This is a genomic window from Paraburkholderia sp. SEWSISQ10-3 4 (genome assembly GCF_030464785.1).
GTDB lineage: Bacteria > Pseudomonadota > Gammaproteobacteria > Burkholderiales > Burkholderiaceae > Paraburkholderia > Paraburkholderia aspalathi.
Genome location: NZ_JALPRI010000014.1, coordinates 160,647 through 180,229, shown reverse-complemented (window position 1 = coordinate 180,229; position 19,583 = coordinate 160,647). Strand labels below are relative to the sequence as shown.

The following is a 19,583-nucleotide window of genomic DNA, read 5'->3' as shown; positions in this document are numbered from 1 at the left end:
AAAATGACAGCGCTGCGAATGCTCTGTTCGTCGGATTGCCATGCGTAATTGCGCGGCCTTGACTGCATATACGGGGAATACCTGCGCCTGGATTCAAAAATGAACTGCAGTATTGCCGTGCTCGGCGCACTGGTGATGGAGCTCCCATTTGACATCGCGAAGGCACTGGCTTTCGCTCTTATTTCCAGTACGCTCTTTGCGCCCTTTTAATGGAAACGTCATTTGAGGGAGCGTCTCGTGATGAAGTCGATTGCTATTATTCCGGCTCGTCCTCGTCAACTTCTTCGCCGTCCTCCGACTCAATCCGGGTGGTTCCACCCGTCGCTGGAGGGTCGCTGGCAGGGAAGGTGTCTTCAATAGTCTTATCGACATCCTCCTCAGACTTTTCACTCGCGGGGTTCTGTTCCTTCGGGCTGGTGGCCATGTGTATCTCCGGTTGCGTTGGGAATGATTTGACGCCTATGCCGCCGCAATGGGGCGCGCGGCGGCATAGGCGCTACAACGGTACCGTTTGGATTTTAGTGTTCGCTTGGCCGGAAAGCAGGGTCACTTTCCACCGCCTCGCGGGTCGCTGACCAGTACGGCTGCTGGTTGTAGTAGCGATATGTCGACTCTCCCCACTTCGCATCCGCCATCATCGGCCAGTGGTCCTTGTCAAATCCAGGGTCCTCCTTAAGGCGCTGCGCGGCAATGTCGACGACGAAGCATTTCTCTTCCGTATCAAGAGTCAGTGCGCTCCACGGGATGGCATGCAGGGTAGAACCCATTCCAAGGAAACCTCCCTCAGAAAGTACCGCATAGGCAATGCGGCCGTTCCGGACGTCAAGCATGATGTCTGAAATTTTTCCCACGTGTTCGCCATCAGATGACATGACCTTGTTCCCATCGAGCGTTGCTGCGGCCATGATGTCCGGCCCTGGTCCTTCTCCCATGCCACCGCCGACGATGTCAGCTCCGCGTTGGGTGTCGCCTTGCGGGTTAATTGAGCCCATGATTCACCTCCTTCAAAAAAGGTACTTCAATGGCGCGCAAGCGGTGTTCCCAGTCGAAGCTTCGAGCGCGGGCAACTAGAAGCAAAGTCTGGAGGGTATTGGTTGCCATCGGGAGCCTGCAGGAGCCGGCACATTGACGCGGGTTTGGGGACCAGACAAACGCTTCGCCAACAGTGAGTTAATGGCGAGCTCCAAGGCACTCAGGTCGACGGGCTTTGAAAGAAAAACATTCCAAAGCGTGGATTTCTCTTCCGGCGGCACCCGCCCGGAAGCCATCACCACAGGAATCTGGGCAAGCGCGGGATAAAACTTCAGTCGTTCGCATAAGGCAATTCCATCCATGCCTGGCATGTCGCAGTCAGTGACAATCAAGTCGGGAAGGCACTGCGCAGCTTTGGCGAGAGCTGCCTCCCCACCTTCCGCGAGGAGCACGTGGTAACCGCGTCCCACCAGGACAATCTGGAGCAGCCACAGCGAATCTACGTCGTCATCGACGAGCAGGATGGTAGACATATCGCGAACCCAGAGGTATTCCGTTTTTGCGCAACGCCTATGCCTGCCAACCTGGCTACGGCCCACTTGTGAAGCCAGAATCAATCCATTGCGGCTGCCCTGCAGCTAGTCCGTTCGCGAGTGAGCGTGTCATGGTGCTGTCTGGCGGTTCTGCGGCCTGGTCCGGCGGCGGCTCGATAGGCCGCTCGTTATCCCGTCGTTGCCGAGGTGGATTTACTGACCCACGGCACGGCACTTGCGCAAAGCAGGACGCGGGCTGACACCTTCCGGTGCTAACGGCCGCTTCGCTCAAGGAGATTGTTATGCGAGTCGCGACGAGAGGAGTTTTGATTTCAGCGTTGATTTTCGGTGTATCAGGTTCCGTCTACGCCCAGGGAGCGGGTGGCGGAGGGGCGGCCGGCGGTCAAGGCGGCACGGGAATGAGCAAACCGAGTGCGGATGGTTCAACCGGTACGGTATCGGGCGCGTCTGGGGCGAATAGCATGGCACCCGCTGGTACTACTTCGCACAAGAAGATGCACAAGAAGTCCAGCGCTGCCACGCCGGCGTCGGCCACTAATCCCGGTTCGGGCGGCAGTTGATGACGACCTCCGCTCGCGTTCGACGCTCGTTCAACGCGCTTTCGTGTGGCACGCCACTTGCGCAACTCTCGGGCCATTCAAACGAAATATGGAGGTTCAAATGACTGAGTCGCATCAACTCACCGCCGCGGCGGCCGGGGCCCCGCCCGTTGCGTCCGAGCCAGCCAGTTCCACCGGGTCATCTCAACAGGATAACGACTCTACAGCGAAGTTCAGCGGCGGCAACGGAGACCGAGCAACCGGTGGCCGGACGCTGTCCGACGTGAAGGACAAGATTGCTGGTGCACAGGAGGTGGTCAAGAAGAAGTACCGTGTCGTCTCTGAATCAACCGACGATTACGTTCATGAGGCTCCGTGGAAAGCGGTCACGATGGCACTCATAGGCGGACTTATCATCGGCATGCTTGCCCGCCGCTAACGCGGATTCAGCTCTATAGGAGAAGAAATATGGACCCAGTCTCGCATGGAATTATTTTCTGGCTGATTATCGGAGGCATCGCTGGCGCTCTCGCGGGTCGTATCGTCGACGGCGGCGGCTTTGGCATTGTGGTTGATATCATCGTGGGAATTGTCGGAGCTTTCATAGGTGGTTGGCTTGGCGGGGCGATGGGTTTGCACCTGGGAGGCGGCATAATCGGCTCACTGATTACGGCGCTGATTGGCGCGGTCATCCTGCTCGCTGTCTTGCGACTTTTCAGCCGAGGCCGTGCGCGTCCACTCTAAAGACTTCAATTTTCTTATCCGCTGAGCGTGCCGCTACTGATGGCAAACAGTTCGGGCCTGAGACAGTCCGACAGTCAGTCGAGCGTTGACGTCGAGCGATGGAGATGCGGCGGACCGCATCTTCATCGCCGAATCAACCGAGGCGCGAGCAGACCTGGAGCCGTTCCGGGTCTGCTGCTGTATGAACGACAGCATGCCAGCACATGACGAGCTACCTAACTGCGTTCGAAAGACAAGACGCGCTAGAACTTCTCTACCCAAGGTCGCAACTCAACCTCCCACGTCCACGCACTACGATGCTGGCGATGGATATGGAGGTATTCCTTGGCGATGGCGTCGGGGTCCAACCATTTGTCTTCATTGCTGGCAACGTCCGCCTCGGGACGGCTGCTCGCGATGCCACCGTCGATGACGAAATGCGCGACATGAATATTTTTCGGAGCGAGTTCTCGCGCCATACATTGGGCCATCCCTCGCAACGCGAATTTGCCCATCGCAAATGGCGTCGAACCCGGTAGCCCCTTCACACTCGCAGTAGCGCCAGTCAGAAGGATGGTGCCGCTGCCGCGCGCCAGCATCCGAATGGCTGCGGCCTGGGCTACGTGAAAGCCACCGACGGCGGTCACTTTCAACGCATCCTCAAGCTTCTCTGATTCGATGTCTTCGACTGCCGCGCGGTAGCGGCCACTCGCGTTGTACACGACGAGATCGGGCGCGCCGAATGCGTCCTCTACGCGGTCAAAAAGTGCGGTGACATCGTCCGGTTGACTTGCGTCGCAACGTACGGGCAGAGCGCCCGTCTCATCGACGAGCTCCGTCAGCTTGCTGGTATCGCGTGCCGCGAGGGCAACCTGCATGCCTTCTGCCGCGAACAGTCGCGCGAGCGAAGCACTCAATCCCTTTCCTGCGCCCACAATCAAAGCGGTCTCAGTTCGACTCACGGTTCCTCCGAATTCAACAGGGACTGGAACTGCCACGTAGGAGCGAAGTTAGCAATTCCAGCGTGTGTGTGACTGCATTCGTATCCGCACATCCTGACGTTTTAGCGGGCGGGGTTGCGGGATGCGCGCTTCGTCATATTGTCGGCCGGCAACATGCCCGGCAACGCCTCCACAAAGAAATCCGCTTGCAATGCGGCCCCAGCCTGCACGTCGTACTGTGCAAAGTCGCGCACACCGGCGGCCAGCAGAACTTCGTCGTCGAGGAAAAAGTTTCCTGTGCACTCTTTGGCCGGGCGCGTCAGGATGTAATGGGCCGCGTCGGCGACGATCTCAGGCGTGCGACACGCTGCAATCATGTCCTTGCCACCGATTTCATTTTGCACAGCAGCTGTCGCTATCGCTGTTCGAGGCCATAGCGAATTGACGGCGACACCCCGGTCTCTGAACTCTCCGGCAAGCGCGAGTGTGAACAGGCTCATCGTATATTTCGCAATGGTGTATGCCGGAAAATCGCTAAACCATTTTGCGTCCTGGACCAACGGAGGGGACAGCGTGAGGATGTGCGGGTTCGACGCATTGAGAAGGTGCGGCAGGCACGCTTGCGCGCATACGAACGTGCCTCTGCCATTGACCCCATGCATCAGGTCATACCGTTTGACGGGTGTATCTAGCGTGCCTGTCAGTCGAATGGCGCTGGCATTGTTCACGAGGATATCGATGCCGCCGAACAGAGCAACGGCCTCGGCGACTGCCGCTTTCACGCGTTCTTCGTCGCGAATATCCACAACCAGCGGGAGCGCCTTGCCGCCCGCAGCTTCAACGGCCGCAGCCGCCGTATGAATCGTGCCCTCAAGACGCGGGTCTGGCTCCGCGGTCTTGGCGCAAATCACGATATTCGCGCCGTCGCGTGCGGCTCTGAGTGCAATCGCGAGTCCGATGCCGCGACTGCCACCGGACATGAATAGTGTCTTGCCAGCAAGGCTCATGGTCGTCTCCTGATGATTTACAGCAGCATACGCTTCCGCCGTTATTGGCGCGCAGGGGAGCGCTGCAGCTTACGCGTCGCAAACCTCCTTCAGCATAGGGATTCCCGCGAACCAGCGAAGCGCGGGAGCGGGCGGCATTGTCTGGCATTTTGCAATTGTGATTTCACGCTATCGGTCTAGAAAAAAGATAGGCCAGATCTAAACTCCTATCGAAACTGTAGCGAGGTGAAGAAATGATGAAGCTTATCGAAGGCGCGGTGTTCCTGGGTGCGCTGATGCTGTATCTGGTGCCCGCAATGATTGCAGACGCGAGAGACCGCGAAGACGCCTTTGCGGTGACCATGGTGAACATCCTGCTCGGATGGACCGTGATCGGTTGGTTCGCGGCGCTGATATGGGCGCGGCATCCGGTCAGCGATCGCCGTCTGAAGCAGTTCGCAAAGCGGGCACAACGTGCGGTTGCACGAGTCACTATCGATGCAATAGTTGCTCGCGCTGAAGGTCGTGCTGGGTCCATTCCCTTGTTCAACCCGCGTTTGGTGCCGGTCGTGGCGCGCATCGCAGCAAGCAGCCGTTACCAGCATAGAGGTTAGTCGGCGCCTTGGGCCGAGCGCGAATGGACGGTCCTGACACTCGAGAGAGGGGCGCTGTATTGCGTCCTGTTTTAAGGCTTGCTTGTTGATTGACCGGGGCGTCAACGCTCTAGTCAATCGAAGAAATTTTTGTGGAGATTGAAATGGATATGCCTGTTACCGAAGAGCAAGTTCGTACGCTCGCGTTTTATCTGTGGGAGAAAGAGGGAAGTCCCGAAGGGCGTTCCCAGGAATATTGGGCAAAGGCACGGCAGCAGCTAGGCGCAGATCGCACGTTGGCAGAATCGGATTAAGAGATTAGTTTGGTGTGACCAGAGTTCCTGAGCGGAGGTTCACTTGCTCGAAACGTCGGCGCTGTTCCACGTATTCAACCGGAAGGGAGGATAATTGGACGCGTCATCGAGCGCATCGTGAGACCGAGCGAAAGGAGCGACGACGTGCGAAATCAATCTACCGAGTGGTCAAGCAACGACGTCCCAGCTGGTGACCGCACAGATGCCTGGCAGTCGGTGCTCAGTACCAGCTACAGAGAGTGGCAAGTCCCTCACCGTCTGCCTGCTACCTTCTACGCCCACGTCAAACATCATGATTTCGCGGGAGCCGGGATCGTCGAGACCGTATGCGACCCCTGCAAGGGTCAACGCACGCGCGGGCAGGTTCGCCACGATGATGAACTGTATGTCGGAGTGCAACTCACGACGGGCGGGCGCGAACGGTTCAGGATTGGCGATTCAGGCGTGGAGGTCGCGTCCGGCGATGTAGTCGTCTGGACGACCGATCAGTCCATCGAGTTCGAAGTTCTCGAGCGCCTGCATAAGGTGACGCTGATGATTCCATGGTCGGTTATGCGAGAACGGCTACCGGAACGCAAACAGCCGCCGACAGGAGGCAAAATCGAAAGCCGCACAGGCGTCGGTTCGTTGCTAGCTGTGCACCTGCTCGCCCTTTCAAATGAAATCGCGACACTCGACGAAAGCGTTCAGGGTTCCGTCAGCAGGTCCACGCTCGAACTGCTGGGTATCGCGCTATCCGGCCAGCAACCGTCAGCGACGTTCGATGCCAGCGCGGCGATGCTCAGACGTGTGCAGGACTTTATCCTGCAGCATCTGCACGAAGACGACCTGAACCCGACCCGGATTGCCGAGGCAAATCACATTTCGCTGCGTTACCTGCACATGCTGTTTCAGCGCAGCGACATGACCGTTTCCGGATGGGTACTGGACAGACGACTGCACGCCTGCAAGCAGGCGTTGACGGACCCGGCCTACAACCGGCAACGCATCTCGGAGATAGCGTTCCGCTGGGGGTTCAATTCAACCAGCCATTTCTGCCGGGCGTTCAAGGAGAAGTACGGCGTCTCACCGGGTGATGTGCGCAGGACTACGGGTGTCGGTCCGTTGAACGAGTTGACATGACAAACGCGGACCGGAGCTAGCCTTTTCGCTGAGTCCACGTGCTTGTTGTTGCCTGCATGCGTGTACCTATACGTAATGCCCCGAACGCTCGAGAACTTCAATTTTGTAGCCATCAGGGTCCTGAATGAAGAAGAACCGGGCGAGCATCTCTTCGCCGCGCTTGAATTCCTTCACGGGCGTGGGATGGATGCCAAGCTGCGTCATACGCTCATGCTCATTTTCAAGCTCAGGAACGGCTACAGCGATGTGTCCATAGCCGTCGCCATGCGTGTATGCCGGCTCGCGGCCTTTGTTCCACGTCAGCTCAATCTCAAAGTCATTCTCTTCGTTGCGAAGATAGACCAGCGAGAAGTCGGGGAAATCAAGGCGATGACTTGTCGACAGCCCGAGCGCGTCCTTGTAGAACTGCAGCGAACGCTCAAGGTCGTGAACCCGCACCATGGCGTGAATGATTTTGGCCAATTTTTACTCCCTTGTTGCGTAATGCGCGACGCGAGTCAGGCCGAAAAAGACGTGAACGTCTGAACTGCAATTTTCCCCTCTCTAACGTAAAGAGTGTCCGTTGCGAGTGTGACCCACGGCTTTGCCTCCCATGCGAGGTACGCCACGTTGCCGATTGTGCTCATGCTTGTAATCTTGAACGCCGGCCAGAACGCCGGGTCTGCACCGTCAACAAATGCCTTGAAGAAGCCCGCAATCTCGTCGCGGCCACGGAAGGTCCTGTCCGGCGTAATGACGGCGGAGCTGTCGTCGTAATCCTTGAGAATCTCCTCAACGCCGTGAGCGAACGCGCCGAGATGATGGTCCAGCACCTGTCTGGTTGCTGTTTCTGCCTGTTCAGAGAGATTTGACATGTCGAGTATCCACGAGAGGAGCAACGGGATGGTTCGGTAACGATGGCCGTTGCCGATACATGACGTAGACAGCAGTGCCTTCAGCCCGCGTATGCACGCTGCGCCTCGTCCCAGGTCACCACCACGATCGGCGTGCCATCTTCCTTGATGAAGGATAGCGGCCCCAGGAACGTCATGTAGAACTCGCTGTCGACCGGGAACGCGGTTTTGTCATGACGCGCATTTGCGGACTCGTAACCGTACGCCGGCGCGACGACCGTGTCGCCGCCGTGTTCGCTACCACCGCGGACGTCCATGCGGCCCTTCGTCAGCAAATATTCGCCCGGCCCGACGTGAAAATGCGCGTTGAAGGACGAGCCCGCGGGGCAATCAAAAATCGCGGTCCATGCGCCCATTTCGGGGGAGGCGTGAAGCATCTTCCAGCGGATTCCTCCTTGCGAGAGAGCCTCCGGGAAGGGCTTCCACGGGATCTCATCGATTTGAACCGCTTCTTCGCGAACCTTCGGTTTGATGTCCATCGTCGTCTCCAGATTTCGCCAAACCGAATTCGAGTTCGGCGTGGTTTGTGGGTGATTCAACGATATCGCAGGGGCGCGCCGGAGGATTGCACGGTAGTGCAAGTCGAGTTGCCTGTCAGTGCACCGGAGGGCTCAGAACACGTCTTATCGGTTTAATTACAACGCGCTTCGCGCCCGCCTTCTCAACGACTGCAAAAGCAATTGCGCTCCTCGACGCAGGATTTTTCGTTGTGTGCAAAAATCGGCGCGCGACATAAGGTCCATACGGTTTACAGCCCATAACAAGGACAGTTGGCCGCATCTATAAAGGTGACGAGGAGTAGACAATTGATTCAGCGTATTTCCGCTTTTTTCACTCAGGTGGTGCATCGGGTGTTGCCCGATCCCCTGATTTTTGCCATTTTGCTCACCGGCGTCACCTTCGCACTCGCGCTTGGTTTGACGCCGAAAGCGCCCGCCGACCTCGTGATGCTGTGGGGCTCCGGATTCTGGAACCTGCTCGCATTTTCGATGCAGATGGCGATGATTCTAGTAACGGGACATGCGCTGGCTAGCTCGGCGCCCGTCAAGCGAGTGCTTGTCGCGCTAGCGAGCTCTGCTCGCACGCCAGGTCAAGGCGTGATGTTGGTGGCGTTTGTGGGCGCCGTTGCGTGTGCCATCAATTGGGGATTCGGTCTCGTTCTAGGCGCGATGCTTGCACGAGAGGTCGCCCGACGCGTCAAGGGAACCGACTATCGGCTGCTCGTGGCGAGTGCTTACATGGGTTTCCTGACCTGGCACGGTGGCTTGTCTGGCTCTGTGCCGCTCGTCGCTGCCACCAAGGGCAATCCGATGGAGAAGACCGTCGGTCTGATTCCGGTTTCGCACACCATTTTTACGGGCTACAACGCGTTCATCACCATCGGCCTCATTATTCTTTTGCCCATCCTGGCAAGACTCATGATGCCGAAACCTGAAGACGTGGTTACGGTAGACCCGGCTCTATTGCAGGATCCGCCGAGTGTGGAGCGCAAACTTGCGCCCGACGCGACGTTCGCTGAGCGAATGGAAGAAAGCCGTGTACTGGCCATCCTCGTGGCAGCACTCTGCGCCGTCTTCCTCGTCATCCGGTTCATCAACAAAGGGTTCGCACTGGATATCGACACCGTCAACCTGGTGTTCCTCGCAGCGGGCATCGTTCTTCACAAGACCCCCATGGCGTACGCACGCGCGGTAGCGGCGGCAGCGAAGGGCGCGTCCGGCATCATGATTCAGTTTCCGTTTTATGCCGGCATCCAGGCGCTGATGGACCACTCGGGTCTCGCGGGTGTCATCACGAAGTGGTTCGTTGATATCGCCAACGTCCACACATTCCCGTTGCTCGCGTTCCTCAGCTCGGCACTGATCAACTTTGCCGTGCCATCCGGTGGTGGTCATTGGGTCGTGCAGGGCCCATTTGTTATGCCGGCCGCGCAAGCGCTCGGCGCGGACCTCGGCAAATCCGCGATGGCGATTGCGTATGGTGAGGCCTGGACAAACATGGCGCAACCATTCTGGGCGCTTCCGGCGCTTGCCATTGCAGGCTTAGGCGTGCGCGACATCATGGGCTACTGCGTCACGGCGCTTCTGTTCTCGGGCGTTATTTTTGTGGCCGGCATGTACCTGTTCTAACTTCCAGGAAAGGGCGGTCCGTCTCGACGTGAGGGGGATCGCCACGCCATACCTCTAACCGTGGCTGTCGACCCACGCGCGAGCCCAGTCAAGTCCGGCGTGCTGGGCTTGCTCTTCGGTATCGAAATAGCCAAGGACGCCGGATGCTTCAACGAGCTTGTTGTTTCGAGTAATCGTGCCGCTTGCTGCGTACCGTTCCGGCTGGAGAATGCCTTCCTGCTGCAGGATGGCGTGCCCCCACACGCTATAGCCGTGGTAGCTCTCCAATTCCATCAGCGCGTGACCTCAGCCGACATGCCACGAGAATCAACCCGAAGCACATTTCCCTCGGGCGTGAACTGGCGCGGAATTGCCGACATATCGGGTTCGTCTGTCGGCGCGGTTTTCTGCACGTGGCTTTGCTTCGCCAGCAGCCTGGGCGCGGATGTCGGCGAGCGCCGCGCATGCACGTTCATCGGGTGAGCAACGACGGGTCGATGAACCGCGAGCTTGCGTGCAGCGCCGACCCTATGGGGAGCGGTTGCACGGGCCTCAGGCGGATTCCAGACTTCCGTGTAGCCAGCCGCGTATACGGCCGGCGTGAGCGTCGCCATCAGTATGGCCAATCCAATACGTTTCACGCTTTCTCCTTGCCTGCTTTCCGTTGCAGCCACTCTTTGCAACTCACCCCTTGCCCGACGCAGCCACCATCGCAGCCGGGACAATAAAAGTGCCAATTCGTTGCCGTGAAATTGCGCCGCGCAGTACTGTATAAATATACAGGTTTTTCGTGGCCCGTGTCCATCGTTACCGCTCTGTGGCAACTGCGCAAATTGGGTTACCTTCACACGTGCTGCGGGAGAAGGCTGAAAGGCCGGAATTGGCTCGCGACTTTGAGGTCAACCAATTGGGCTGCGCAATGGGTTCAGTCATGTCAAGAACGACGATGGATAAACAACGAGATCACAGTTTTGGCCATCATCTGCGCCTGGCGCTGTTGATAGCGATCACAGCCGGCTCAGTACCCGCTTCAGCGGCGAGCTTCGACTGCAATCGCGCGCGTCTGCCGGACGAACAAGCGATATGCGCATCCCGGCAATTGAGCGAATTGGACGTCGAGATGTCAGTGCGCTACCAGATGCTGACGGGTCTTGTTGCCATGGGTACGCGCGGTGACATGGGGGACGAGCAACAGTCCTGGTTGAGCGCGAGGAAGAAATGCGGTGCGAACCAGGCTTGCCTGCTTGGGGCATATCGGTCGCGAATTCAGACGCTAAAGGACGAGTACGCCCACCTGGCTAGCCGTGGGCCATTCTAGAAGCAGCGTGCTGCGTTATACTCACTTCATGGAAACGAATCCGATCTCGCTGAAGCTGTATTGTTGGTGGCACGCCTGACCCAGGCGGCCCGTTTTCACACGTACATCTACAACGTGATGCCGCCAGTCCTGGCGGCATTTTGTTTTTGCGCGCATGACTGGTGGTGTCCCCAAACACTGAGTTCACCATGTCACAGGCGAAACAACCCGTTATCCTCACTGGCGACCGGACAACCGGTCCCTTGCACCTCGGCCACTACATCGGCTCGCTGCGCACCCGCGTGCAGCTTCAAAACGAAGCGCAGCAGTTTTTGCTGCTCGCCGATGCGCAGGCGATGACGGACAACGTCGGCCGTCACCAGAAGGTGACCGACAACGTTATCGAAGTCGCGCTGGACTATCTGGCTGTCGGTATCGACCCTGCCAAATCAACGATCTTTATCCAATCGCAGGTGCCGGAGCTCGCGGAATTGACGCAGTATCTGCTCAATCTCGTGACGGTTGCACGCCTCGAACGCAACCCGACCATCAAGGCGGAAATCGTACTCCGCGGGTTCGAGCGGGATATCCCCGCCGGTTTCCTGACGTATCCGGTCAGTCAGGCCGCCGACATCACTGCGTTCAAGGCGACGCGCGTGCCTGTCGGTGACGACCAGTTGCCGATGATCGAGCAAACCAACGAACTGGTGCGCCGTTTCAACAGCACGGTCGACAGGCAGGTGCTGGTCGAATGCGAAGCGGTGCTCTCGCACGTCGCGCGGCTGCCGGGCCTCGATGGAAAGACCAAGATGAGCAAGTCACTGGGTAACGCTATTACGCTCGGCGCGAGCCCGGACGAAATCACCAAGGCCGTGAACAACATGTACACCGACCCTAACCACCTGCGCATCAGCGACCCAGGCCAGGTTGAAGGCAACGTTGTGTTCGCGTTTCTGGATGCGTTCGAGCCGGACGTACCGATGGTCGACGAACTCAAAGCACACTATCGCCGTGGTGGTCTGGGGGACAGTGTGGTCAAGCGCGCACTCAATGATCGGCTGCAGGCGATGCTTGCACCGATTCGGGAACGCCGCCAGGAGTTGGCGACCGACCGCGCGGAAGTGCTTAACGTTCTGCGCCGCGGGACCATGCGCGCTCGGGAAGTGGCGGATGCGACGGTATCAGAGGTGAAAGCTGCGCTTGGTTTGAATTACTTTCAGAACTCACGGTAGAAGATCAGCAAGCCGCGTGGCTGTAAACCCGGCGCAGGCCGGGCGTCGCGCGGTCGTACTTGCCCAGTCGTAGCTTTGGCGGGGCGGTGTGATGTATTGTCACATTCAGTTGATATACAGGACGGGCAATCCTCGAAGGAGATTGATTTGACCGTTCGAAAATCAACGTTGTACGTCGAGAATGCAACAAAGCATCCGTTTGAGAGCTGCTTCGTCGACCTTGGCGGGCACTCCGCAGAGCGGGCCCTCACTGTGCTCACTGCCGCAGTCCATGCGGCTCAACGTGAAATGAATGCTTTTGACTGGATTGCAGACGCGCTTCCCGGCGCGACGCTCAAACCGGCCCTGGCATTCGGCACAGTCGGCGAACTGTATCGGTCATACACGAGACCCGCTGAGCTGGGACGCCTTAAAGGAATATTGCGCTCCTAACAAGGGCATTCCAATATGTCCCGCTTTCAAGCATAGGCGTCTATAGTGGAGTCATCGTCCCGCCACGGGCGAGCTTCGTTTTCTGGACCGACGCAATTGATGGGGGACGGCGATATGCCTGCTGATTCTGGTTTGGCTTACGACCCACAGGGACAAACGCCTGGGTCATTGCTGACGCTGGTTGGATATCTCGAACTCTCGCTGGATGAGGGCGAGTGCGTCGTCATGATGCGGCAAGGTACAGACGTCTGTGCGGTCTACATCGGCGACCCGGCGGACGAGGACAACCCGTTGACCGGTCACGGAACGATCGCAGCAGGCGTGGCCAATGAGATTCTCGAACTGACTCACGCCGGCCTGAACCGGATAACGGTCGGCGACCAGACGTACCGGTTCGTTCGAAGCTTCACTCATATCGCAGACGTTGGAGCCGTGATATTTGCGCCAGCGTAGGCTTGTGAGCATCTCATCCTGCCTTTGCGGCATCGCGAGCCGGTTCTGCCAACGCGTCCGCTTTCGTCTCCAGAAACCCGGTCCCGAACCACTCCACTGTCCTTTGGAGGCGGGTGGCATACGAACGCATCGCTCGCGGCATGGTCTCACCTGTCAACGGTGAATGTTCCACCGCAAACCAATCTGAATCAGGCCCCGATGCGTTCGACTTTCACTAAATGGCTCTTCATCGTCTACGTTCTCGGTAGCGGGACACTTTATTCAATGGCCATACTGCTCCTGTTCCCCTTCGTCGGCAGGGGTGGACGATACTGGTTGGCAAAACAATGGTGTCGTGCACTGGTGGCGGTGATGCGCTGGCTGCCGGGCGTTTCATGTTCGATAGAAGGGCTTGAACATCTTCCTGAAGGGCCGGCGATACTGCTGTGCCGTCACGAATCGACCTGGGAGACGCTCGCATTTCTTGCGCTCTTTCCACGGCGCATCAGTTTTGTTTTCAAGGAAGAGCTTCTTCGTATTCCTTTTTTTGGCTGGGTGCTGCGTGGCCTTGACATGGTCAGCCTGAACCGCGGCTCCGCTCGGCAGGCTCATCAGGCGGTGACGCAGGAAAGTGCTGAGAGGCTGACGAAGGGGGATGTCATCGTCATTTTCCCGGAGGGGACGCGGGTGCCACACGATGCCCCGTTGAGAATGACATCGGGCGGCGTTCGATTGGCTTGCGCGACTGGTGTGCCTGCTGTTCCGGTGGTGCTCAACGCGGGCAAAGTCTGGCCGGCGAAAGGCTGGCCCAGCGGCCGTGGACAAATTCGTGTGGTGGTCGGCCCGGCATTCTCTCCTCGGGACCTGTCACAGCAGGAACTGGGGCGAGCCGTCCACGAATGGATGAAAGACGAACTGCTGCGGCTTTGATACCGTTCCAGTCTGACTGCAGGCTCGTTTTGCCGTGCTTCTTTAGTTACCTTTGGCCTCATCCCCAGACCCCATTCGAAACACCGAGATCCCCTCCATAGGGTCCAGTGTTTCGCGCCAGGGTGCTCGCTCCAGCAAGCGGATCGTGTCTTCATAGCCCACGGCCCAGCGTCGCTCGATGCCACTCGACGAAAAATCGATATCCCTGTTCAAATCGTCGTTGTCGAATGCCGGCGCGTCGAGCTCCAATACTTGCATCGTCGTGCCGCAGCCCCAGCCGAGGAGCGCTTGAACCTCCGGCGTATCGCGTTTCTCTTCAGGCACGTGCTGACTGAGTTCGCGAATCACATGCCGCAGCCGGTGAATCTGCTTCTGTCGATCGAGATGGCTTTCCGCGCGACTCGAATACTGAATGTCGCGCTGCCGGCTCATGACCTGCAGGATGGATTCGGGTTCCGGACCGCTCGATGGCCACAACTGCACCGAAAAAATCACCGAGCTGCAGCGTGGCCGATCATCAAGCACGGCTTCAAGCGGCGTGTTCGAATAGATGCCGCCGTCCCAGTACGATTCGCCTTCCAGTCGGACCGAAGGGAAGCCGGGTGGAAAAGCGGCGGATGCCATCACGTGCTCGACGTCCATCGGTGCATCGCGATTAGTGAAGTACCGCATACGTCCGCTGCAGACATTGACCGTGCCGACCGTCAGCCGCGTCGCCTTGCGATTCAGGTAGTCGAAGTCGATCAACGAAGACAGGGTTTCACGCAGCGGCTCGGTCGAATAGAACGCCGCGCGCTCCGGCCCAACACGCGCCTGAATATTCGCCCATGAGCCGGGTTGCGGGGTGAAGAACGACGGCACGCCTTGCGTGACGATCGCGAGATCGCGCGACCAGTTGGCGAGCCCTGGCAACAGCCAGCTTGCCGCATCGACGCCACGGCGCGCCACGCCGTTCCAGAACTGGGTTAATCGCTCAATACGGTTCTCGGGCAGATTGCCCGCGATGATCGCGCCGTTTATCGCACCGATCGACGTGCCGATCACCCAGTCGGGTTTGACCTTGCGGTCATGCATCGCCTGATAGACACCGGCCTGGTACGCGCCGAGGGCGCCGCCTCCCTGAAAGACAAGAACAACCTGTCCGGGAATATCCGGTGCGGCCTCCGACTGGCCTGCCGCGTTAGCGTTGCGTTTGCCGTGCGTCTTGTAGCCCATTGCAGGTCTCCCGGACCAATGCCGCGGTGCGGGTGATTTTGCCACGGGTGGGGTGGGCCTGGCGCTGCGGTTTTCCCTTGCTACCGTAGTGGGGAGCTTGCGGGGTTTCAGGACTCTGCTGCCTGAAAGGCATCCAGCTTTATTGTCTGGGCGTGACGGACTGGACCCGATTGCGTCCTGCACGTTTCGCGTCGTAGAGCGCCGCGTCCGCCGCCTGAACGAGTGCGTTGGGTGTGTTCAGCGTGCTCTGCTCGCTCGTCGCGCACCCGGCACTGATGGTGACCTGACCGGCAGGAATTGGCGCCGTCAGTTCCAACTGCATGACGGCGAGCCGGGCTTGCTCGGCAATGACCGATGCTTCTTCCGATCCCGTGTTGGGCAACACCACGGCGAATTCTTCGCCACCGTAACGGGCGACGAAATCGCTCGACCGGCGTGCTGTTCCTGCCAGCGCTTTCGCAATTGCGCTGAGGCAAACGTCGCCGCGAAGATGGCCAAAGGCGTCGTTGTAGTCCTTGAAATTGTCGACATCGATCATGACGAGCGAGAGCGGCTGACCGTTGCGCGCGGCACGTTCGAATTCCCTGCGAAACTGGTCGTCAAAGTAGCTACGGTTATAAACGCGCGTCAGGGCGTCGCGTGTGGACGTATGCAGAAGCGAAGCGTGCGCTTCGGACAATTCGCGGTAGAGCACGGTCACTTCCCAGACCAGCACGCATACCAGCACGCCGGGCGCCAGCATGCTGAAAACCCGTGCGACGTACCAGCCAAGCGTGAACTGAACCGTGCTCAACAGATTCAGACTGGCGTCCGCAAGGGAGGCGAGCAGGGCAATGGCGATCCACAGATCGAGCACGGTCCGCAGGCGCCCTTTGAACAGGACCACGCCGATCGCGAGCGCATCGAGCGCGCAGATGACAAGTCCGGTGCGGCCGCCTAAAAGCGCGTTCGTTTCGGAAGCCGTATGAAAAGGCGCGGACAGGTTCGCATGAATGGCGAATACACCAAGCGCTGCGGCAAGCGCAGTGGGAACGCCGATTAACGCCCAGGTCCAGACATCGATGCGAGGCAGCCCGATCGGCTTGCTCGGGAGGCGGTCGCGGATGAGCGCGGCCAGAATGACGAGCAGCGGAAATCCTGCATGCCAGAAAACCCACATCCACGCCGCGCTCTGAGGGCCTGCACCGAACAGGCCGGTGCGCGTGAAAACGCCTGGGAACATCAGCAATTGCAAAGCGACGGTAATCGCCGTGAACGCATACGCTCCGCCCAGCGCGCCGAGCATGGGTTGTTGCGTCACGCTGAAGCGGGCGCCAAGAAGAAACGCGGCGATTCCCGACGTGGTGAACACCGTGAGCGCACACATCGGCATGAAAGGCGTGATTGCCGGCAACGGCTGGTGCGCACGCTGACCGGCAATCGCGAATATGAGCAGAACGAGCAACGCACATGTACCTGCAAGAACGGCCTGTTTGCGTGTCGCGGGCCCTATAAGCAAGCTGTCCATTCTGACCTGGTCGGTTGGTGTTCTGGTCGTCTCAGTACATTCGTGTCGCCAAAGGCACAACGCATATGCCGTGCCCGACAATACATCGCGGAGTTTTTCATGGACCGCGTTGATGCTTTGCCGGCAACGCGCGATGGAGCGCCGCAGCCGGTCGGAACCTATTGTCCTACAGATCGGCCCCGATAATCGAGTTGTCAGCGTTCGCGATAGTGCTCGGCCATATGGTCGACGAAAGCTCGCACCTTGGGCGCTACGTGCCGTGTTTGCGGGTAAAGGGCGTAATAGTGTCGCGCGCCGAGGGAGTAACCGGGCAGGAGGTGGACGAGGTGGCCGCGAGCCAGATCGGTCTGAACGGTGTGCCGAGTGAACGCGGCGATGCCCGCACCTGCCAGGGCGGCGGAGTAAAGCGCGGTGATCGCGTCGAATGTGAGGCGGCCGTTCAGTTCGACGTGGGCCGGTGCGCCTCGCCCGGAGGTCAGCATCCAGTGGTCCGCCGCATGGGCGCCGGAAAAGGTCAGCAACTCGTGTTTGGCGAGTTGTGGAGGCGTGCGCGGCAGTCCGTGTTGTGCCAGATAGGCGGGTGACGCGACGAGGACGATGTCCGATACCGTCAGCGTTCGGGCAACCAGGCTGGTGTCGGCCAAAGGCCCGCTGATCCGCAACGCAACATCGAAGCCCTCCGCCACGAGATCGACAAACTGATCGCTGCAAGACAGGTCGAGCTGGAGGTCGGGGTAACGTTTCTGGAACGCCGGAAGCCAGTCCGCCAGTTCAAGCGTGCCGATGGCAAGCGGCACGCTGACGCGCAAGCGGCCAGCCACCGTTTGATGCTCACCGGCCATCGCCTCGCTTGCAGCATCGACACGTTCGAGAATGTCGACGCTCGCCGCGAAGTAGCGCTCGCCCGCAGCGGTGAGCGCAAATCGCCGCGTGTTACGGTTGATCAGCTGGACACCGAGCGTGGCTTCGAGTTGCTTGAGTTGGCGCGATATGGTCGAGTGAGAAGTGCCGAGCCGTTCGGCGGCAGCGGAGAATCCTTTGGCATCCACGATGCCGCGGAAGACCCGCATGGCGAGCAGTTGATCCATGAATCGAGCCCGTTGTCGAAGCGTCGGATGCTATCACGACCCTGCAGCCGAACGGCATGGCGAAGAAGCCCGTTACGAAGTTAGCGACAGCAAATCCCGTGTGTTCACCACGGAGCCAAAGGTATCCGCGATTTCGGCTAACGCAGACAGATGCAACATCTCATGCGAGACGCTATACGTGCCGTTGAACTCGATGTCCCGGGTCGCGCATGCGTCGGCTACCACCACAACGTCAAAGCCCGCAGGCACCGCATCACGCGCCGCGCCGGCAACACAGGCGTGTGTCATCAGACCGCACAACACGAGATGAGTCACGCCTTCTGCTTTCAGCGTCTGAGCAAGATCGGTGCTGGCAAACACACTCACGGAAGTCTTCGTGATCAGCAGGTGGCTGGGTCCCGGCTGGATATCGGAACGGATCTCGGCGTTCCGGCTATTAGCGGCGAATAACGGCGACTCTGCCGGCGCAATGTGCTGCACGTGCACGACTTTCCAGCCATGACGATCGGCGTAATCGACGAGGGCGCGCGCATTCTGCAACGCACTGATGCCGTTGGGAATCGGCAATGAACCTGTGAAATATTCGTTCTGGAAGTCAATCACCAGCAATGCGGTGGTGCGTGCCGGCAAAGAAGCTGGCGTACCCGCACCGAGGATGCTACGCAGTGTGCGCTTCGACATGATGAGGTTCCTTTCGATGGACTGGAAAGGAACGAAGTCTAGGGGCCGGAGGGTGTCGCTACAATGCCGTGTGCATCACAAGTTCTGTGCATGATGTGCACAGTGTCGACGGTATCAGCGCACTCTACCGAAGCCCCAGCGCCAACTCCACAAACAGCATCGCCCGCGCGTTGGCGTCACCACGACGATGAGCGATGTACAGCGTCGTGATGGTGTCCGTCTCGTCCAGCTCTCTGAACACCACCCCCGGCACTGCGATGGTCTGCAGTGTCGAGGGCACGAGCGCAATACCGAGCCCGGTAGCGGTCAGCCCGATCAGGGTGGATGCCTGCTGGGCCTCCTGCACGACCTGAGGTTCGAAGCCACGCTTCGCACACAACGCGATAATCTTTTCGTGGACCGCGACCCCCGCTTGCCGCGGATAGGCGATGAACGGCTCGTCGCGCAGATCCTTCACCTTGATCGACGCGGCTTTGGCGAGCCGATGCCGCGCATGCATGGCGAGCACGAGCGGCTCTTCCATCAACGGCGTGAACACCAGATCGGTAGGGGGCACGCTTTCGGGCATCCGCAACAAACCGACGTCGATTTCGCGCTGCTCGATCGCCTCGATCTGCCGCGACGACGACAACTCCAGCAGCGTGATATTGACCTTCGGACGCTGCGTCCGGTACGCATGAATCAGCTTGGGAAAAAACGGCGATAGCGTCGAAGCATTGGTAAAGCCGACTCGCAAACGCCCGACGTCGCCGCTCACGGTCTCCCAGACGCTTTCCTTCGCGTGTTCGATCCGCGCGAGGATCGCCCGGGCGTCGTCCAACAAGGCCAACCCCGCCTCGGTCAGCGCGACCGAGCGGCGCGTGCGGTGGAAGAGCCGCGCGCCCAGTTCCATCTCCAGCGACTGGATCGCGAGGCTCAGCGGCGCCTGCGTAATGCCCAGCCGCTCGGCGCTGCGGCGGAAATGCAGCTCCTGCGCCAGCACCACGAAAAATTCCAGATGACGGATATTCATTGATTTGCTCTG

The 19,583-nt window shown here is 59.2% G+C and carries 26 protein-coding genes; 11 read left to right on the top strand and 15 right to left on the bottom strand.

Annotation, left to right across the window (positions count from 1 at the left end; genetic code table 11):
• Positions 1-256 precede the first annotated feature (256 nt).
• The 3 genes from M0D68_RS24200 to M0D68_RS24190 all read right to left on the bottom strand — a co-directional run bounded on the left by M0D68_RS24200 (position 257) and on the right by M0D68_RS24190 (position 1,505).
• Positions 257-424: a hypothetical protein gene (locus tag M0D68_RS24200; RefSeq protein ID WP_167378269.1), complete on the bottom strand. Its 168-nt coding sequence runs from the start codon at positions 422-424 to the stop codon at positions 257-259.
• Between the two features lie 94 nt (positions 425-518).
• Positions 519-992: a PRC-barrel domain-containing protein gene (locus M0D68_RS24195; protein WP_093632306.1), complete on the bottom strand. Its 474-nt coding sequence runs from the start codon at positions 990-992 to the stop codon at positions 519-521.
• Between the two features lie 75 nt (positions 993-1,067).
• A complete protein-coding gene (locus M0D68_RS24190) occupies positions 1,068-1,505 on the bottom strand; it encodes a two-component system response regulator (protein ID WP_256456362.1) in 438 nt (145 codons plus the stop codon).
• A gap of 681 nt (positions 1,506-2,186) precedes the next feature.
• Between M0D68_RS24190 and M0D68_RS24185 the strand changes: the two genes are divergently transcribed.
• Positions 2,187-2,504 carry a YqjD family protein gene (locus tag M0D68_RS24185; protein ID WP_256456363.1) on the top strand — a complete coding sequence of 106 codons (318 nt, stop codon included), beginning with the start codon at positions 2,187-2,189 and terminating at the stop codon, positions 2,502-2,504.
• 29 nt (positions 2,505-2,533) lie between these two features.
• A complete protein-coding gene (locus M0D68_RS24180; protein WP_266211658.1) occupies positions 2,534-2,809 on the top strand; it encodes a GlsB/YeaQ/YmgE family stress response membrane protein in 276 nt (91 codons plus the stop codon).
• Between the two features lie 242 nt (positions 2,810-3,051).
• Here M0D68_RS24180 and M0D68_RS24175 read toward each other — a convergent pair whose 3' ends face one another.
• Entirely contained in the window at positions 3,052-3,723 is a 672-nt protein-coding gene (locus M0D68_RS24175; RefSeq protein ID WP_266225615.1) for an SDR family NAD(P)-dependent oxidoreductase, read from the bottom strand.
• Positions 3,724-3,851: 128 nt separating this feature from the next.
• Positions 3,852-4,736 (bottom strand): NAD(P)-dependent oxidoreductase, encoded by an 885-nt coding sequence (locus M0D68_RS24170; protein ID WP_093632316.1) that lies wholly within the window; start codon positions 4,734-4,736, stop codon positions 3,852-3,854.
• A 233-nt stretch (positions 4,737-4,969) separates the two neighbouring features.
• Here M0D68_RS24170 and M0D68_RS24165 point away from each other — a divergent pair, with 233 nt between their 5' ends.
• The 3 genes from M0D68_RS24165 to M0D68_RS24155 all read left to right on the top strand — a co-directional run bounded on the left by M0D68_RS24165 (position 4,970) and on the right by M0D68_RS24155 (position 6,744).
• Entirely contained in the window at positions 4,970-5,329 is a 360-nt protein-coding gene (locus M0D68_RS24165) for a superinfection immunity protein (protein WP_093632318.1), read from the top strand.
• A 143-nt stretch (positions 5,330-5,472) separates the two neighbouring features.
• Positions 5,473-5,622: a DUF2934 domain-containing protein gene (locus tag M0D68_RS24160; RefSeq protein WP_093632320.1), complete on the top strand. Its 150-nt coding sequence runs from the start codon at positions 5,473-5,475 to the stop codon at positions 5,620-5,622.
• Positions 5,623-5,739: 117 nt separating this feature from the next.
• Entirely contained in the window at positions 5,740-6,744 is a 1,005-nt protein-coding gene (locus M0D68_RS24155; RefSeq protein WP_266225602.1) for a helix-turn-helix domain-containing protein, read from the top strand.
• A gap of 66 nt (positions 6,745-6,810) precedes the next feature.
• Here the strand turns inward: M0D68_RS24155 and M0D68_RS24150 are convergent, their stop codons facing one another.
• The 3 genes from M0D68_RS24150 to M0D68_RS24140 all read right to left on the bottom strand — a co-directional run bounded on the left by M0D68_RS24150 (position 6,811) and on the right by M0D68_RS24140 (position 8,116).
• Positions 6,811-7,206, bottom strand: a complete 396-nt coding sequence (locus M0D68_RS24150; protein ID WP_093632324.1) for a VOC family protein — start codon at positions 7,204-7,206, stop codon at positions 6,811-6,813.
• 35 nt (positions 7,207-7,241) lie between these two features.
• Positions 7,242-7,598, bottom strand: a complete 357-nt coding sequence (locus M0D68_RS24145; protein ID WP_266225601.1) for a nuclear transport factor 2 family protein — start codon at positions 7,596-7,598, stop codon at positions 7,242-7,244.
• 80 nt (positions 7,599-7,678) lie between these two features.
• A complete protein-coding gene (locus M0D68_RS24140; protein WP_256456368.1) occupies positions 7,679-8,116 on the bottom strand; it encodes an acetylacetone-cleaving protein in 438 nt (145 codons plus the stop codon).
• Positions 8,117-8,443: 327 nt separating this feature from the next.
• On the opposite strand from M0D68_RS24140, the gene M0D68_RS24135 reads away from it, so the two are divergent.
• Complete coding sequence (locus tag M0D68_RS24135; RefSeq protein WP_093632328.1) at positions 8,444-9,766, top strand: TIGR00366 family protein; 1,323 nt, start codon at positions 8,444-8,446, stop codon at positions 9,764-9,766.
• Positions 9,767-9,820: 54 nt separating this feature from the next.
• On the opposite strand, the gene M0D68_RS24130 is transcribed toward M0D68_RS24135, so the two are convergent.
• Positions 9,821-10,039 carry a hypothetical protein gene (locus tag M0D68_RS24130; protein WP_093632330.1) on the bottom strand — a complete coding sequence of 73 codons (219 nt, stop codon included), beginning with the start codon at positions 10,037-10,039 and terminating at the stop codon, positions 9,821-9,823.
• Positions 10,039-10,386: a hypothetical protein gene (locus M0D68_RS24125; protein ID WP_167378270.1), complete on the bottom strand. Its 348-nt coding sequence runs from the start codon at positions 10,384-10,386 to the stop codon at positions 10,039-10,041. Before M0D68_RS24125 ends, M0D68_RS24130 begins: the two co-directional genes overlap by 1 nt.
• 290 nt (positions 10,387-10,676) lie before the next feature.
• Between M0D68_RS24125 and M0D68_RS24120 the strand changes: the two genes are divergently transcribed.
• From M0D68_RS24120 to M0D68_RS24100, 5 genes are all read left to right on the top strand, one after another.
• Positions 10,677-11,063, top strand: a complete 387-nt coding sequence (locus tag M0D68_RS24120) for a lysozyme inhibitor LprI family protein (RefSeq protein ID WP_266225599.1) — start codon at positions 10,677-10,679, stop codon at positions 11,061-11,063.
• A 188-nt stretch (positions 11,064-11,251) separates the two neighbouring features.
• On the top strand, positions 11,252-12,274 hold the full coding sequence (gene trpS / locus M0D68_RS24115) for a tryptophan--tRNA ligase (protein WP_266225598.1): 1,023 nt from the start codon (positions 11,252-11,254) through the stop codon (positions 12,272-12,274).
• A 147-nt stretch (positions 12,275-12,421) separates the two neighbouring features.
• On the top strand, positions 12,422-12,706 hold the full coding sequence (locus tag M0D68_RS24110) for a hypothetical protein (RefSeq protein ID WP_175053332.1): 285 nt from the start codon (positions 12,422-12,424) through the stop codon (positions 12,704-12,706).
• Positions 12,707-12,820: 114 nt separating this feature from the next.
• Entirely contained in the window at positions 12,821-13,159 is a 339-nt protein-coding gene (locus M0D68_RS24105) for a hypothetical protein (protein ID WP_211701780.1), read from the top strand.
• A gap of 198 nt (positions 13,160-13,357) precedes the next feature.
• Complete coding sequence (locus M0D68_RS24100) at positions 13,358-14,068, top strand: 1-acyl-sn-glycerol-3-phosphate acyltransferase (protein WP_093632338.1); 711 nt, start codon at positions 13,358-13,360, stop codon at positions 14,066-14,068.
• A gap of 42 nt (positions 14,069-14,110) precedes the next feature.
• On the opposite strand, the gene M0D68_RS24095 is transcribed toward M0D68_RS24100, so the two are convergent.
• The 5 genes from M0D68_RS24095 to M0D68_RS24075 all read right to left on the bottom strand — a co-directional run bounded on the left by M0D68_RS24095 (position 14,111) and on the right by M0D68_RS24075 (position 19,571).
• Entirely contained in the window at positions 14,111-15,283 is a 1,173-nt protein-coding gene (locus M0D68_RS24095) for a patatin-like phospholipase family protein (protein ID WP_266225597.1), read from the bottom strand.
• A 139-nt stretch (positions 15,284-15,422) separates the two neighbouring features.
• A complete protein-coding gene (locus M0D68_RS24090) occupies positions 15,423-16,790 on the bottom strand; it encodes a sensor domain-containing diguanylate cyclase (RefSeq protein WP_266225595.1) in 1,368 nt (455 codons plus the stop codon).
• Positions 16,791-16,984: 194 nt separating this feature from the next.
• On the bottom strand, positions 16,985-17,878 hold the full coding sequence (locus tag M0D68_RS24085) for a LysR family transcriptional regulator (RefSeq protein ID WP_266225593.1): 894 nt from the start codon (positions 17,876-17,878) through the stop codon (positions 16,985-16,987).
• 72 nt (positions 17,879-17,950) lie between these two features.
• On the bottom strand, positions 17,951-18,559 hold the full coding sequence (locus tag M0D68_RS24080; protein WP_266225592.1) for a cysteine hydrolase family protein: 609 nt from the start codon (positions 18,557-18,559) through the stop codon (positions 17,951-17,953).
• A 124-nt stretch (positions 18,560-18,683) separates the two neighbouring features.
• Complete coding sequence (locus M0D68_RS24075) at positions 18,684-19,571, bottom strand: LysR family transcriptional regulator (protein ID WP_266225591.1); 888 nt, start codon at positions 19,569-19,571, stop codon at positions 18,684-18,686.
• Between the last annotated feature and the right edge of the window lie 12 nt (positions 19,572-19,583).